General features: G+C 38.6%; 10 protein-coding genes and 1 CRISPR repeat array. Of the genes, 7 read left to right on the top strand and 3 right to left on the bottom strand.

Annotated elements, in window-relative coordinates; genetic code table 11:
• The first annotated feature begins 198 nt into the window (after window positions 1-198).
• The 7 genes from IQ247_RS27155 (at window position 199) to IQ247_RS27185 (ending at window position 8,174) form a co-directional block, all read left to right on the top strand.
• Window positions 199-1,056, top strand: a complete 858-nt coding sequence (locus tag IQ247_RS27155; RefSeq protein WP_193924736.1) for a glycosyltransferase family 2 protein — start codon at window positions 199-201, stop codon at window positions 1,054-1,056.
• A gap of 324 nt (window positions 1,057-1,380) precedes the next feature.
• A complete protein-coding gene (locus IQ247_RS27160) occupies window positions 1,381-1,632 on the top strand; it encodes a UPF0175 family protein (RefSeq protein ID WP_193924737.1) in 252 nt (83 codons plus the stop codon).
• Window positions 1,625-2,110, top strand: a complete 486-nt coding sequence (locus IQ247_RS27165; RefSeq protein ID WP_193924738.1) for a PIN domain-containing protein — start codon at window positions 1,625-1,627, stop codon at window positions 2,108-2,110. Before IQ247_RS27160 ends, IQ247_RS27165 begins: the two co-directional genes overlap by 8 nt.
• Window positions 2,111-2,554: 444 nt before the next feature.
• Entirely contained in the window at window positions 2,555-3,322 is a 768-nt protein-coding gene (locus tag IQ247_RS27170) for a DUF502 domain-containing protein (protein WP_193924739.1), read from the top strand.
• A gap of 92 nt (window positions 3,323-3,414) precedes the next feature.
• On the top strand, window positions 3,415-4,059 hold the full coding sequence (gene nusB, locus IQ247_RS27175) for a transcription antitermination factor NusB (RefSeq protein ID WP_193924741.1): 645 nt from the start codon (window positions 3,415-3,417) through the stop codon (window positions 4,057-4,059).
• Window positions 4,060-4,284: 225 nt separating this feature from the next.
• A complete protein-coding gene (gene ftsY, locus IQ247_RS27180) occupies window positions 4,285-5,922 on the top strand; it encodes a signal recognition particle-docking protein FtsY (RefSeq protein ID WP_193924743.1) in 1,638 nt (545 codons plus the stop codon).
• Between the two features lie 866 nt (window positions 5,923-6,788).
• Window positions 6,789-8,174, top strand: a complete 1,386-nt coding sequence (locus tag IQ247_RS27185; RefSeq protein ID WP_193924745.1) for a PP2C family protein-serine/threonine phosphatase — start codon at window positions 6,789-6,791, stop codon at window positions 8,172-8,174.
• 872 nt (window positions 8,175-9,046) lie between these two features.
• A CRISPR array of direct repeats spans window positions 9,047-11,735; the repeat unit is 37 nt; unit sequence GTTTCAATCCCTAATAGGGATTAATTTGGATTTCAAC.
• Window positions 11,736-12,010: 275 nt separating this feature from the next.
• On the opposite strand, the gene IQ247_RS27190 is transcribed toward IQ247_RS27185, so the two are convergent.
• The 3 genes from IQ247_RS27190 to IQ247_RS27200 all read right to left on the bottom strand — a co-directional run bounded on the left by IQ247_RS27190 (window position 12,011) and on the right by IQ247_RS27200 (window position 14,906).
• On the bottom strand, window positions 12,011-12,517 hold the full coding sequence (locus tag IQ247_RS27190) for a sterol desaturase family protein (RefSeq protein WP_193924746.1): 507 nt from the start codon (window positions 12,515-12,517) through the stop codon (window positions 12,011-12,013).
• A gap of 284 nt (window positions 12,518-12,801) precedes the next feature.
• Window positions 12,802-13,764 carry an NAD-dependent epimerase/dehydratase family protein gene (locus tag IQ247_RS27195; protein WP_193924747.1) on the bottom strand — a complete coding sequence of 321 codons (963 nt, stop codon included), beginning with the start codon at window positions 13,762-13,764 and terminating at the stop codon, window positions 12,802-12,804.
• Complete coding sequence (locus IQ247_RS27200) at window positions 13,761-14,906, bottom strand: hypothetical protein (protein ID WP_193924748.1); 1,146 nt, start codon at window positions 14,904-14,906, stop codon at window positions 13,761-13,763. Before IQ247_RS27200 ends, IQ247_RS27195 begins: the two co-directional genes overlap by 4 nt.
• Window positions 14,907-14,970 lie beyond the last annotated feature (64 nt).

Below are 14,970 nucleotides of genomic sequence, written 5' to 3' on the forward strand. Positions count from 1 at the left end.
GATGGGGAGATGGGGAGATGGGGAGATGGGGAGATGGGGAGCAATTAACTCCTCACTCCTAACTCCTAACTCCTAACTCCTAACTCCTAACTCCTAACTCCTAACTCCTAACTCCTAACTCCTAACTCCTAACTCCCAACTCCTAACTCCTAACTCCTAACTCCTCACTCTTCACTCCTAACTCCTAACTTTTAATACATGATTACTATTTATATATTGACTTATAACGAAGAGTTGGATATTGCTGCTTGTATTGAGTCAGCGATGGTATCGGATGACATTATTGTAGTGGATTCGATCAGTCGCGATCGCACTGTGGAAATTGCAAATGAATATCCGGTGCGCGTTGTGGAACACGCTTTTGAAAGTCACGGGAAACAACGTACCTGGATGTTAGAAAATATATCCCCGAAATATGACTGGGTGTATATTCTCGAAGCGGATGAACGGATGACACCGGAATTGTTCGCGGAATGTGTGGAAGCAACTAAGAATCCAGACTACATCGGCTATTACGCAGCCGAGCGGGTAATGTTTATGAATACCTGGATTCGCCGCAGTACTCAATATCCTCGCTACCAATTGCGTCTTTTCCGTCACGGTAAAGTCTGGTTTACAGATTACGGTCATACTGAAAGAGAAGTTTGTGAAGGAAATACCAGTTTTTTAAAAGAAACTTATCCTCATTACACTTCCGGTAAAGGCTTGAGTCGATGGATTGACAAACATAACCGTTATTCTACGGACGAAGCTAGAGAGACTTTGTATCAATTAGAAAAAGGAAACGTTAATTGGCGGGACTTATTATTCGGTAAAACAGAAGTAGAACGTCGCCGCGCTCTGAAAAACTTATCATTACGGATGCCAGGAAGACCGTTGCTGCGGTTCTTTTATATGTACTTCCTGCTTGGAGGCTGTTTAGACGGACGAGCCGGATTTGCTTGGTGTACCCTGCAAGCTTTTTATGAATATTTAATCGTACTCAAAGCTTGGGAAATGAAACACATCCCTACACCCAGCTTGGAAGGGGAAAAAGAGTTAGGAGTTATGAGTTAGGAGTTGGTAATTGGTAATTGGTAATTGGGAATTGGGAATTGGTAATTGGTAATTGGGGATAAACCCGACTTCTCGCCCAACAAAAAACCACAATCCTCATTCGTCGGGTTTTTAGAGCAATATCTCGAACACAACCGAATCATCACAAAAACCCGACTTCTCACCTAACCGAAAATCCTCATTCGTCGGGTTTTTAGAGCAATATCTCGAACACAACCGAATCATTACAAAAACCCGACTTCTCACCCAACCAACAATCCTCATTCGTCGGGTATTAGCGAGAAAGAAAAGACTAAAATTTTAATTAATTAAGTTAAAAATACTATGACCAATGTAAATATAGACTTACCTGAAGAAGTATTCTCAACCCGTCGTCTGACCCCAGATGATTTCGTTCGTGATATGCGTCTGGCTGCGGCTATCTACTGGTATCAAAAAGGTGAAGTCTCCCAGGAAAAAGCTGCCCAAATAGCAGGTTTAAACCGCCGCGACTTTCTTGCAACTCTTGCACGGGAACAAGTAGATGTGTTTGTTGTAGATATGAATGACTTACAAAGAGAATTAAATCGTGGCTGAGAGTCCCGCAATTAACACTTCCCCGCTGATTTTTCTGACAAAGGGTGGCTTTCTGCACCTATTGCAGATAGTCAGTTCAGAAATTGTTGTTCCCCAAGCAGTAGCAACGGAAATTCAAGCATACGGTGCAACAGATGTAACTGCCCAAGCTCTGGCTACCACACCCTGGTTAGTAATAAAAGAAACACCACCCGTCCCATCAATCATTGAAAACTGGGATTTGGGGGCTGGAGAATCTGCCGTGCTGACCTGGGGTTATGTCAAACCTGGCACTGAGGTTATTGTAGATGATTTAGCAGCCCGTCGTTGTGCTGCGGCTTTGGGTATTCCGTTACGAGGTACACTAGGTATAGTTCTTAACGCCAAACAACTTGGGGCAATTCCGGCAGCGCGTCCGGTTTTAGAACAATTACGTCTGAGCGGAATGTACTTATCTGACCGAGTGATGAATCAAGCACTGGCATTATTAGGGGAATAAACCGAAAAGCACAATCATCATTCGTCGGGTTTTTAGAGCAATATCTCGAACACAACCGAATCGTTACAAAAACCCGACTTCTCACCCAACCGAAAAGCATCATTCGTCGGGTTTTTAGATAAAAGCTCGACTTCTCACCTCTCCCAATTGCCATGCACCAAATTAATTAAAATGTTACATTTAATATAAATTAATATATTCAATTAGTCGTCTGGCAAGTTAACGCAAGCCAGATAGTAAGTCATTCGATTTACTAGTGCCTAATCCTTATTCCCTACTCCCTATTGTCACCCAGCCATTTTATATTCTCTAACTAAAGACAAGTCGCAATATAATTATCGGGTCTAGGATCAAGTGCCGAATTCATTCTTATTAGTATTTTTGTATTAATAATATAGGCGAAGTAAAAGCAAATGTTCAGAGTAATAAGACGAATTTGCTGGTATGAATAGCAATAACAGAAATTCCACTAGCCGGATTAAGGAGAATAAAGGCTTGGGTTACGAACGCTGGAAGCAAGACCTAAAGAATGACCTGATTGCTGGTTTGCTAGTAATAATTCCTTTAGCAACCACTATTTGGTTAACAGTTACTATTGCTACTTGGGTAATCAATTTTCTTACCCAGATACCCAAGCAGCTAAATCCTTTTGAAGGGTTACATCCTTTATTAATTAATTTCTTGAACTTCGTGGTGGGATTTACAGTACCACTACTGAGTATTTTTTTGATTGGATTAATGGCTCGCAATATTGCGGGAAGATGGTTACTTGATTTTGGAGAGCGCTTATTACAAGCAATTCCCTTAGCCGGACAGATTTATAAAACACTTAAACAGCTTTTAGAAACGTTATTAAAAGATACCAATAGTAAATTTCGCCGTGTAATTTTGGTAGAATATCCCCGACCGGGAATATGGGCGATCGGCTTTGTTACGGGTGCTGTGAGCAGCGATATTCAAGCCAAAATGCCGGAAGCCATGTTGAGCGTTTTTATTCCCACCACTCCTAATCCGACAACGGGATGGTATGCTGTGGTTCCTGAAAACGATGTGGTGAACTTATCAATGTCCATAGAAGAAGCGTTCAAAATATTAATATCTGGTGGTATTGTTTCTCAAGCAGCACCTCTACCTTCTTTAGAAATTCCCAAAGAGCGCAAACTAGAATCACGAGAGAAAAAGCGACAAGTAATACCTGTTGAGGAAGGATAATATTTACGCAAGTTAAATTTGTTTAAGCTGAATTACGATATGCCGTCTTGCGGCGGCACCCAATTGCGATTACGAATTATATTAAGAATGATATGCAAGACCGTCGTCCACCCCGTCAAATTGCCCGCGAACTGGCACTATTAAGCCTTTCTCAAATACCTGTAAATCCCAAAAAATTAACAGAAGATCAACTACCCAAATTAGTGCTTGCAGCAGTACGTACTTTGAGAGTAGAAGTACAAGATAGTTTAGAAAATGCTTCTGCTGAACTACAGCGCAGTAACGACCGTATTTTAACCAGTCAAACTCGCGCTGCGGACTTAAATACTGCTAGAACAATGCTCCAAGAGGCAATCGGGTATACTCAGATAGCAATAAATCAGTTGGCTGCTACCCTCGATTTTCCAGAATTGATCCAGCTAGCCAATCAAGATAAAGACGTGCGACAATATGCCATTCAACTTGTTCAAACAATCGCGGCAGAACGTAAAGTTATAGATGAAAAGATATCTGCTGCTTTAGTAGATTGGCAAGTAATGCGTCTTGCTCAAATTGACCGAGACATTCTTCGCATCGCTGTAGGAGAAATGGAGTTTTTTGATGTTCCTGCTAAAGTCGCAATCAACGAAGCGGTAGAACTAGCCAAACGCTACAGTGGAGAAGATGGACATCGATTTATCAATGGTGTTTTACGCAAAGTCACTGACCAACAAAAGGAGTTAGGAGTTGGTAGTTAATGGTTAGTAGTTGGTGGTTAGTGGTTAGTAGTTGGTGGTTAGTAGTTATTATACCTTTGACCTTTAACCTTAAACCTTTAACCTTAAACCTTTAACCTTAAACCTTTAACCTTAAACCTTTGACCTTTAACCTTTAACCTTAAACCTTTAACCTTTAACCTTTAACCTTTAACCTCTAACCTCTAACCTCTAACCTTTAACCTTTAATCTTCGTTATCAGATGCAATGGTTTTTAATTGGTTCCGTCGTCAAAATAACAAATCTTCTGATACTTCTTCCGAACAGAAGCAAGAGCAAACTGCTGTTGAAAAAGAAGTAAGTACAGAATCAACCGAAACGCAAACTCCACAATCTCCAACCACAGAAGCGACTGATTTGTTAGCGTTTGCGAAAGCTGCTTATAAAAATATTCAGGAAAAGCAGCAAACAACTGCTTCAACTGAGCAATCAACATCTGAAATAAGTGTTGAGGAAGTAACAGAATCTCCCCAAGAACTAACTGAAACTGTGATCGAATCTGAAGAAGTCACAGAATCTCCCCAAGAAGTAACTCAAACAGTCACCGAATCTGAAGAAGTTGTAGAAGAAACTATTGCAACTACTACTTCAGCGGTAGAAACATCAGATGCAGATGCTACAGGGCAACAGATAATATCGGAACTAGAAACAGCAAATGTATCCGAACCAATAGCACCCGCTAATTTATCTTTCTTGGAAAAAGCTGCTTTAGAACGAGAAGCTAAGCAGGAAAGACTTATTGCTAGTGCCATCGATATAGAAAATTCACGGCTAGAATCCGCAGCAAAAGTAGCTGATGATACTAACCAACAAATTGAGCAAATATCGGAACTGGCATTTGATGAAGGATTTTTATGGTCAACAGAAGTACTTGCAGCGCAAGGTAGACGTGCGGAAGATGTTTCAATTGAAGAAATTACTTGGCTGCAAAAATTACGGCAAGGTTTAGATAAAACTCGTCGTAGTTTAATTAACCAGCTTAAAGCAATTGTTGGTAAAGGACCTCTGAATGCGGATGCGGTAGAACAAATTGAAGCTTTGTTACTCCAAGCCGATGTCGGTGTGGAAGCTACAGATTTCATTATTAATTCTTTGCAGGAAAAATTGCGTCAAGAAGCTTTACCACCAGAAGAAGGTATCGCATATCTCAAAAAAATTCTCCGGGATATTTTGGATAAACCCCTGCAAGATTCATCCAAGTTCGCTTCATTTACTCCGGAAAAAGAAACTTTTAATATTTGGTTAATGACTGGAGTGAATGGTGCTGGTAAAACTACTACTATCGGTAAAATTGCTCATTTGGCAAATAAATCGGGTTACAAATGCTTGATTGGTGCAGCAGATACCTTCCGCGCAGCCGCAGTACAACAGGTTAAGGTTTGGGGTGAAAGAAGCGGAGTTGAAGTGATTGCGAATCCAGGGAAAAATACAGATCCAGCAGCAGTTGTGTTTGACGCGATCGCAGCAGCTCAGTCGCGAGAAACCGAGTTATTACTAGTAGATACCGCAGGTAGATTGCAGAACAAGAAAAACTTAATGGAAGAATTAAGTAAAATTCGGCGAATTATTCATAAAAAAGCTCCTGATGCCAAAGTAGAATCACTGTTGGTTCTAGACGCTACATTAGGTCAAAATGGATTGCGACAAGCGGAGGTTTTTTCCCAAGCTGCTGAACTTAGCGGTGTAGTTTTAACCAAGCTTGATGGAACTGCTAAAGGAGGGGTTGCTCTTGCAGTAGTACAACAGTTAGGTTTACCCATTCGCTTTATCGGTGCTGGTGAAGGTATTGAAGATTTACGTCCTTTTTCTAGCTACGAGTTTGTAGAAGCGTTGCTTAGTGGTTGAGCAAAGGGAAATTATTTACTGTTAATCGGTTACATCGGGCAATAATCCAAAAATAGACTTACACTAGATGCGAAAATTCGCTCTAGGAAATTCCCTTAAGAACACCATATTTATATGTCCTAGTATTTTCCCTTGTTCATGCAAGCCGATAATTGGAAATTATCTTGGGAATATGTTATCTTCCCCACTAACTGGTGAGCTTTATATTTTTACACAGCATATATATATAAATATAAATATAGCTGGATTATAGTCATGTCTGTTAACTGTACCTAGGAACATATCCCCATAAAAAATAAGAAAAAAAAGATGATCATTCAAAAAGTATCTTGACTAAGTTTTAAATTAAAGGTCTTAGGGTATACTTTCCCTAGATTTGATACGTAAATTTGTTTTTTTTGTCATACTGTGATTAACATCTTAATTGATTGATTTTTTACAACGAAAATTAACATGAAAGCTCTGACCCCTAAAGGCTCTCACCCTCCGATGGTGATAACCAAAACTAGCTAGAAAAAAACGCCAACTGCTGCTCTTAGTTAGCAAGTATATTTTTTACGTCTGAAGGTATATGATTTGATCATAAATTTATGAAAATATTAACGACCTGTGATGAGATAAGAATATTTCTACCGGGGGACAAATTGATATTTGGCTCCAAGTTCCCGCAAACAAAAAATCTATACAAATCAAAAAAACAAATCCCACAAAAAAATAGTTATAAAATTTACTCTAATTGTCTTTCTACTCTTGCTAAACTGATAAACCTTATATAAATATGGTTTATTCTTTCCGTTCGTTTTGTTTGATGTATCAATCATCTAAAGTTTAGTCAATTAAAAAAGAGCAATATAATACAATAGCCTGTGTCTCAACTGCCTTCCCAACCAGCTGATAGTAATAGCAGTGTCCCAACAGATGTCACTCCGGTCGTGGCACTCAAAGAACTTGTGGCACGGCTGCATCGGGAGCAGAACAAAATCCAAGATTTACTTTCATCTTTGGGATTTGCTCTGAGAAGTTTCAATAACTTAAATCAGTTTTTGGAACTAATACCGCTGATGGCAACTAGGGTAACGGATGCCGACGGTAGCGCTTTGTTTCTGTACAAACCAAACGGTCAAGTTCGATTAGAACAGCTACATTGGCAAGATAGCCGTCAGCGCAAAAATATACGTAAAGCATTAGAAGCCGCTAGTAGTCAAATTTCCCTGCCAACATCTGCACCTCTAGCAACCACTACTGGTATGTTAGATGCTCAGATGCATCGTTGTTTGGGACCAGATATGCAGGCTTTTGGTACTGCAATTCTGGTTAAACACAAAGAACGTGGATGGTTATACGTTTTAAGTAGAGACCCCGAATATACTTGGACAGAAACTAGACAAAAGTTAGTACGTTTGGTAGCTGATCAAACCGCAGTCGCAATTGAAAACGACCAGCTTGGTGTAGAATTGCGTAAAAAAGAACGCCTCGATCAAGAATTAGAAATTGGTGCGGAAATTCAACGCCGGCTTTTGCCTCGTCAATGCCCAAATATTCCTGGTGTAGCTTTAGCTGCTCGCTGTAAACCAGCAAATCAAGTCGGGGGAGACTATTACGATTTTATCCCTACTAACCATAATTTGATCGCCGAAGCAAAAGACGGCGATGATATCGAACCCAATCGCTGGGCTATGGTGATTGGCGATGTGATGGGTAAAGGTGTACCCGCCGGTTTAATCATGACAATGATGCGAGGAATGTTACGGGGTGAAGTGTTACATCTTAATTCCCCTGCCCGAATTCTGCAAAACTTGAATCGGGTTATGTATGCAGATTTGGACAATTCCAGCCGCTTTATTACCTTGTTTTATTCGGAATACGACCCCCAGAAGCGGCTTTTATCCTACAGTAATGCCGCACATAATCCTCCTTTGTGGTGGCACGCAGCGACAAAAACCGTTAGTCGATTGGATACAAATGGAATGCTTATCGGTTTGGAAGCTCACAGTCAATACGAAAACAATCAAGCATACCTAGAGCCAGGGGATACAATTATTTATTATACTGACGGATTAACTGACGCGGCTTCTCCTTCGGGTGAACGTTTTGATGAAGAAAACCTGATTATTGCTTTTAGCAACGCTTGTAAATATTACAAAGAACCACAAGAAATTCTTGACTGTTTATTTAATCAAATTCAGCAATTCATCGGTGCAGATAGACAAAACAGCGATGATATGACCTTAGTTGTTTTGCAAGCGCGATGAATTGCTAAATAATTGATAGTGGATAGTGGAAAATAGGCGTTGCTGAATCTAACTATGAATTTTAAATGTAGAGACCTGTTACCTAAGTGTGTCCGAAGGTAATTATATCACTTCTCCCAAGGATTTCAAAATCACGCAAAATTATTTTCATACATCTTTTCAGCAACGCCAGAAAATAACAACCAACAACTACAGCATACTTCATATTTATCCTACATTCCGCACCCTAATCTGTAGTACTCGGCTATCACTGACAAGACGTTAAAGTGGAAAGAATTAAATGATACAAGCAATTAACTTTTTAGTTTAAGCTGCTACGCATTTAATTCGTATTTGCGCTTCCGTAAAACAATCTTCCCGCGTCAAGTTTCAATCCCGGTAGAGGGATTAATTTGGATTTCAACTATTCATGAGTGTTAATACTTTTGGGCTAGTAGCTTTCAATCCCGGTAGAGGGATTAATTTGGATTTCAACAGTCGGAGGGTATCTCATGTTGGATGTAGTCGATGTTTCAATCCCGGTAGAGGGATTAATTTGGATTTCAACAATATGTTTCATTGTCTCATGGGTGACTGGATAGTGTTTCAATCCCGGTAGAGGGATTAATTTGGATTTCAACCATTTTGGATGCGGTTAAATCTCTCAGGGTTATTCGTTTCAATCCCTAATAGGGATTAATTTGGATTTCAACAAATTATGAAATGGCATCAGTTACAACTATTTGAGTTTCAATCCCTAATAGGGATTAATTTGGATTTCAACATATGGTTGGCGTTAAAGGGACGCACCGAATAGGTTTCAATCCCGGTAGAGGGATTAATTTGGATTTCAACCTCAAAGCAGGGAAACATTATATAAAGCTTCCGGGAAAGTTTCAATCCCTAATAGGGATTAATTTGGATTTCAACTAGCACGAACTTTGCACCAGAAATTAAAACCACGTTTCAATCCCTAATAGGGATTAATTTGGATTTCAACCTACACCTGGGGTAGATGTAGAAATTACTGTAGATGTTTCAATCCCTAATAGGGATTAATTTGGATTTCAACTTTTTAGGTAGTGGAGCTTTATTATTTCATTTACGTTTCAATCCCTAATAGGGATTAATTTGGATTTCAACTTGCTGTCTGCGATGCTAACACTGCTGTTAGAGGTTTCAATCCCTAATAGGGATTAATTTGGATTTCAACAATAATCTGAGATTAAAAAACTTGCCTATTTCTAGTTTCAATCCCTAATAGGGATTAATTTGGATTTCAACACGCTAATTATACCTATGTTTAAATTTAATGCTGCTGTTTCAATCCCTAATAGGGATTAATTTGGATTTCAACTAGATTAGCTTATGAAGTATATTTGATTGTTGATGGTTTCAATCCCTAATAGGGATTAATTTGGATTTCAACATCACGGCAATTACTGAGTACCTCACACAACCACGTTTCAATCCCTAATAGGGATTAATTTGGATTTCAACTGTTGCGATTTTCGCACCCTGATATTAAGTGTCAGTTTCAATCCCTAATAGGGATTAATTTGGATTTCAACTGCAAAGCGCGTATGCAAGGCACTTGGGTTTGAAGTTTCAATCCCTAATAGGGATTAATTTGGATTTCAACACTACCAAAAAGAACAATTGGAATTTCTTACAAAAGTTTCAATCCCTAATAGGGATTAATTTGGATTTCAACCTAACCGAATCGTAAGCAAGATTCATCGGTTCCGTTTCAATCCCTAATAGGGATTAATTTGGATTTCAACAAAATTTCTCTATCGGAATCATCAAAATCTGATGTTTCAATCCCTAATAGGGATTAATTTGGATTTCAACTCAGAAGATGATGAGGGTTTTGGTACAGTCGAGGGTGTTTCAATCCCTAATAGGGATTAATTTGGATTTCAACAAGAACTCGACCCACGGCAAGCTGAAAATAAAATGTTTCAATCCCTAATAGGGATTAATTTGGATTTCAACTTACCCTCCCATGTGCTGTACTTCGTGGTATACCTGTTTCAATCCCTAATAGGGATTAATTTGGATTTCAACTTAGGCGAGATGGACACAGAAGTGAGAATAATCTTGGTTTCAATCCCTAATAGGGATTAATTTGGATTTCAACAGGTTGCTATTCCTGAGCATCTTAATCAGTTCAGAGTTTCAATCCCTAATAGGGATTAATTTGGATTTCAACAATTAGAAGACGTAGTGTATTAATATCGGAGGTAGTTTCAATCCCTAATAGGGATTAATTTGGATTTCAACGGCGTAACTTCTCTGCTTGTTCTTTGGTATACCCGAGTTTCAATCCCTAATAGGGATTAATTTGGATTTCAACTTGTCGTCGTTCCTAACTATTGATGGTCGTATTGGTTTCAATCCCTAATAGGGATTAATTTGGATTTCAACTTTAGCTCGCTGCCCTTCTTTCTTTCTATTATTAGTTTCAATCCCTAATAGGGATTAATTTGGATTTCAACCTTAGTGTTGTCGTACAGCGTCGAAAAGGCAAAGCCCGTTTCAATCCCTAATAGGGATTAATTTGGATTTCAACAATATCGGGTGTACCCGATACTATTTAGGAGTAGACGTTTCAATCCCTAATAGGGATTAATTTGGATTTCAACAACTAGTCAGAGAAATTACCCCCGATTTACATCAAAGTTTCAATCCCTAATAGGGATTAATTTGGATTTCAACTTTGTTTTAGCTCGTGGAATTGATAATGCAACTGAAAGTTTCAATCCCTAATAGGGATTAATTTGGATTTCAACTCAATCATTACATTGATTTCATTTGATGATATTGGCGTTTCAATCCCTAATAGGGATTAATTTGGATTTCAACTTACAATGCTTGGAGAGTTAAAGAAGTTAGATTGTTTCAATCCCTAATAGGGATTAATTTGGATTTCAACTACAACCACAGGTAAATCAATTTCAATTTCTTCGTTTCAATCCCTAATAGGGATTAATTTGGATTTCAACACAAAAAATAATGATTCACTTTTAAGTGATTGTGAAGTTTCAATCCCTAATAGGGATTAATTTGGATTTCAACAGCCCTATTAACCAATAACAACGACTTGACAGACAAGTTTCAATCCCTAATAGGGATTAATTTGGATTTCAACATTTAATCAATCGCTCTAGTAATAGAATTAATAGTTTCAATCCCTAATAGGGATTAATTTGGATTTCAACATTGAATAAAATACAAGAAAAAGTTGATGTCAGTAGTTTCAATCCCTAATAGGGATTAATTTGGATTTCAACTAAGAATAGATTAAATATAAGTTATATATCTCTTGTTTCAATCCCTAATAGGGATTAATTTGGATTTCAACGAATCTTTCAGTTATTCGTATGGACGGTAATGATGTTTCAATCCCTAATAGGGATTAATTTGGATTTCAACTTTTGATGAATATTCAATTCGTAAAGTCTATTCACGTTTCAATCCCTAATAGGGATTAATTTGGATTTCAACTTTTTAGATGACACAACGATTGACTGTGATTACGAGTTTCAATCCCTAATAGGGATTAATTTGGATTTCAACTGCCAGCATCTAAAGAGCTTACTATATTTAGTTTTCAAGGTACAAAAGTGCGAACCTCTTATAAAATACTGTCTGAGCCACTGGTATGTCAAGGGGCATTTTTGGGAAAACCCATCAAATCCAGTCATACAAACACTTTCAGCAATGGTGCGAACCTCGTTTTTGAACAAACAGCCTTCTAACCCATATACAGTAATCGTTTCAGCCTGCAAAAATGACCCTTCAAAAAAAACACCCATAGGTTCGCACCAATACTCACTTAATACTTCAAAAAATTACCACCACTTCAACTGTAAATAACCTCGCTCGGATAGTGCCATTTCTTTCTCACTCAGCCATTCTACGGATTTATAAGTACCAAAAACATGGTCCCACCAATCCACAGCTAAACCAAAGTTATGTTCCCACATTCCATATTTATGATGTACGTAATGTACTGGCATTTTCATCCAGAAACATTTAGTGGGGTTTTCATGCTGCAATTGATGAGCGTATGCGGAAAATGCTGCATAAGTTAAACTACCGAGCAACCAACCCAAACCAGCATCCCAGGAATAGAGAAACATTAACAGCATGGCTACCGAAGCACCAACTGTGTAATCGCGGAATTCCCAGATTACTCCTTGTGCTTCGTTACGACGATGATGGTCACGGTGACGTTCACCAATTTTACGATTGACGTGCATCAGACGATGCAGCCAATATTCTACTAAACTCGCAAGTACGAAGGCAATGATAAAACAAATTATTGCTCTGGAAGCACTTAATAATACAGGATTCATATAAGATTGTGAAGGAATAAATAAACTAATATTTGTCTCGTAGTTTATCTTAACAATTTCTCAGGATGATAATTGCGTTTCATATCACTGATTATCCAGGGGCGATACTATCAACATTTCTACATTTCGGATTAGACATCTCCGGAAATGAAATATGTGTTAACCAAAACCCTTGTAGTTTTCTTAACTGTGAAGCTATTGCTAAAAGATTCCCGGAAATGAAATATGTGTTAACCAAAACCCTTGTAGAGACGCAAGGGTTCGCGTCTCTTTATCGGAGATGTCTATTGTAATTGCGTAGCAATTTCTTGTAATATTTGGGATACACCACGGGGTTGCCAACCTAATTTTTCACGGGCTTTGCTGGCATCAACTCGCACGCAGCGGTCGTACAGATAATGTACTCGCTCTTTTCCTATGGGTGGATTCCACGATAATATTTTACCTATGGGGTCAAGAATATTACCGATTACTCTAACTATGGGCTGGGGAACTTCCCCAGGTGTGGAAATACCTGTTTGTTTACTGATAATTTCAAACATTTCGCGGGAGGGAACTTCACCAGCAGAAATTATATAATGTTCTCCTCGTTCACCTTTTTCTGCTGCCAATATCATCGCGTTTACCAAGTCATCTACATGGACTACCCCAGTAATCCGATCGCCACCTACCCAAAATTTTAATTTACCTTGCAAAAATAGTTTAAATACGGGTCCGAAATGAGGATCATCTGCGCCTAGTATACCGGATGGCATGACACTGACTACGGGTAAACCAATTACAGCATAGTCATCTACTAACTGCTGTGCTTTGTATTTAGTACTATCGTAAGCTGAGGAAAAGTTTTTCTGGGTTCTTTTAAAGGTTTCGTTTATTACTTTACCTTTGGTATCGCCGTAAATACCTATAGTGCTACAATATACCATTTTCGAGATTTCCATTTCTTTAGCAACTTCTAAAACGGCTTGGGTTCCTTCCACATTTACCCGTTCCATTTGCGCTGCATCGACTAAACCAAGTTCAACGAAAGCTGCTGTATGAAAGACGGTATCAACATCTTTCATCGCTTGACGCAGAGCATTGCGCTCGGTAATATCCCCTATAACCAATTGCATTTCTGTATCTTTTAACCTGGTTAAATTGCTTGATTTGCGTACCAATCCTACTACTGAGTCGCCGCGCTGCCGTAGCGCTTTTACCAAGTGCGAACCCGTGAAACCATTGGCACCTGTTACTAAAGCTTTCATAATGTTTTCTCGTAAATCCGGTAAGTCTTGTAAATTTTGCCACCTGCTGCTTCAATTAATTTTCGGGAAGGTGAATTATCTTCCCAAACTGTGGAAAGTTCTGCTCTTTTATAAGGTTTACCTTTTTTAATTCCTCCCTGCATTCCCAAATAAATTAAACCTAAAGGAACCATTTTACGGCGATATTCTGGTAAACTACAAATCACAATTACTCTTCCTTGGTCGATTTGCCGACGATACCAAAGAAATTTCAGAATTCCCAACCAATTTAGTTTACCGTTAACCTGTTTCAAAGCAATATTATAATCGGGTAAACCCATCCAAAAACCGACCATTTTACCGTTATCTTCAGCAACAGGAAACACATCTGGATCTACTAGTGACTGTAATTCTTTGGCTTCGTCGAGAAATTCTTCTTCGCTACGAGGAGTTGAACTATAGTTATTCGCAAAAGTTGTAGTAAACAATTGATAAAGACTGCGACAATCTTGCTCAAAACCTTCTCCTTTAGTGCGGAGGGGACGAAAATTAATCCCAGATTTACAAGCAATGTTGTAACCTTTTTCAAATTTGGGATCTAAAATCAGATGTAAAGGAAAATCATAAGCATAAGCGTCATTACCTTTGTCATAACCAGCCTTTTCCATAAATTCTGGATAATAAGGCGGATTATAAGGTGTCATCATCATTGGTGGAGAATCAAAACTATCTACCAAAAACAAACAACTATTATGAGTAGATAAATTAATTGGTCCTCTAACGAAATTCATACCGCGATCGCGCAACCATTGACAAGCAGTTTCTAATAAACTATTGGCAACGTCAAAATCTTCTATACATTCAAAATAACCAAAAATCCCGATATTTTTCGCTTCGCTTTCTATTAATCGCCGATTTACAGCCGCGACAATTCGACCTAAAGGTTGACCATTCGATTGCAAAACAGCGATAAACTGTTGAAATTCGCCGTATTCCAGAAAAGGATTATTTTCTGATTTTAATTGTTTGGCTACACTACTGCGAATGGGTGGAACCCAATTAGGATAGTTTTTGTATACCTTAAAAGGCACATCGAGAAACATTTCTCGTTGGGCATCAGTAGTTACAGCCGATACCTGAAAATTTTGGGTTTGAGTTGCCATATTCAGTAGTAAAGCTTAATGTAATTGGTAATTTTAACATTTACTTAGGGAGTAGGGGATGGGG

The sequence above is a fragment of the Plectonema cf. radiosum LEGE 06105 genome (assembly GCF_015207665.1).
GTDB lineage: Bacteria > Cyanobacteriota > Cyanobacteriia > Cyanobacteriales > Nostocaceae > Rivularia > Rivularia radiosa_A.

Coding starts and splice junctions, on each gene's coding strand:
- IQ247_RS27200 (WP_193924748.1), bottom strand. CDS start 14,906: ATGGCAACTCAAACCCAAAATTTTCAGGTATCGGCTGTAACTACTGAT.
- IQ247_RS27155 (WP_193924736.1), top strand. CDS start 199: ATGATTACTATTTATATATTGACTTATAACGAAGAGTTGGATATTGCT.
- IQ247_RS27170 (WP_193924739.1), top strand. CDS start 2,555: ATGAATAGCAATAACAGAAATTCCACTAGCCGGATTAAGGAGAATAAA.
- IQ247_RS27160 (WP_193924737.1), top strand. CDS start 1,381: ATGACCAATGTAAATATAGACTTACCTGAAGAAGTATTCTCAACCCGT.
- IQ247_RS27195 (WP_193924747.1), bottom strand. CDS start 13,764: ATGAAAGCTTTAGTAACAGGTGCCAATGGTTTCACGGGTTCGCACTTG.
- ftsY (WP_193924743.1), top strand. CDS start 4,285: ATGGTTTTTAATTGGTTCCGTCGTCAAAATAACAAATCTTCTGATACT.
- nusB (WP_193924741.1), top strand. CDS start 3,415: ATGCAAGACCGTCGTCCACCCCGTCAAATTGCCCGCGAACTGGCACTA.
- IQ247_RS27190 (WP_193924746.1), bottom strand. CDS start 12,517: ATGAATCCTGTATTATTAAGTGCTTCCAGAGCAATAATTTGTTTTATC.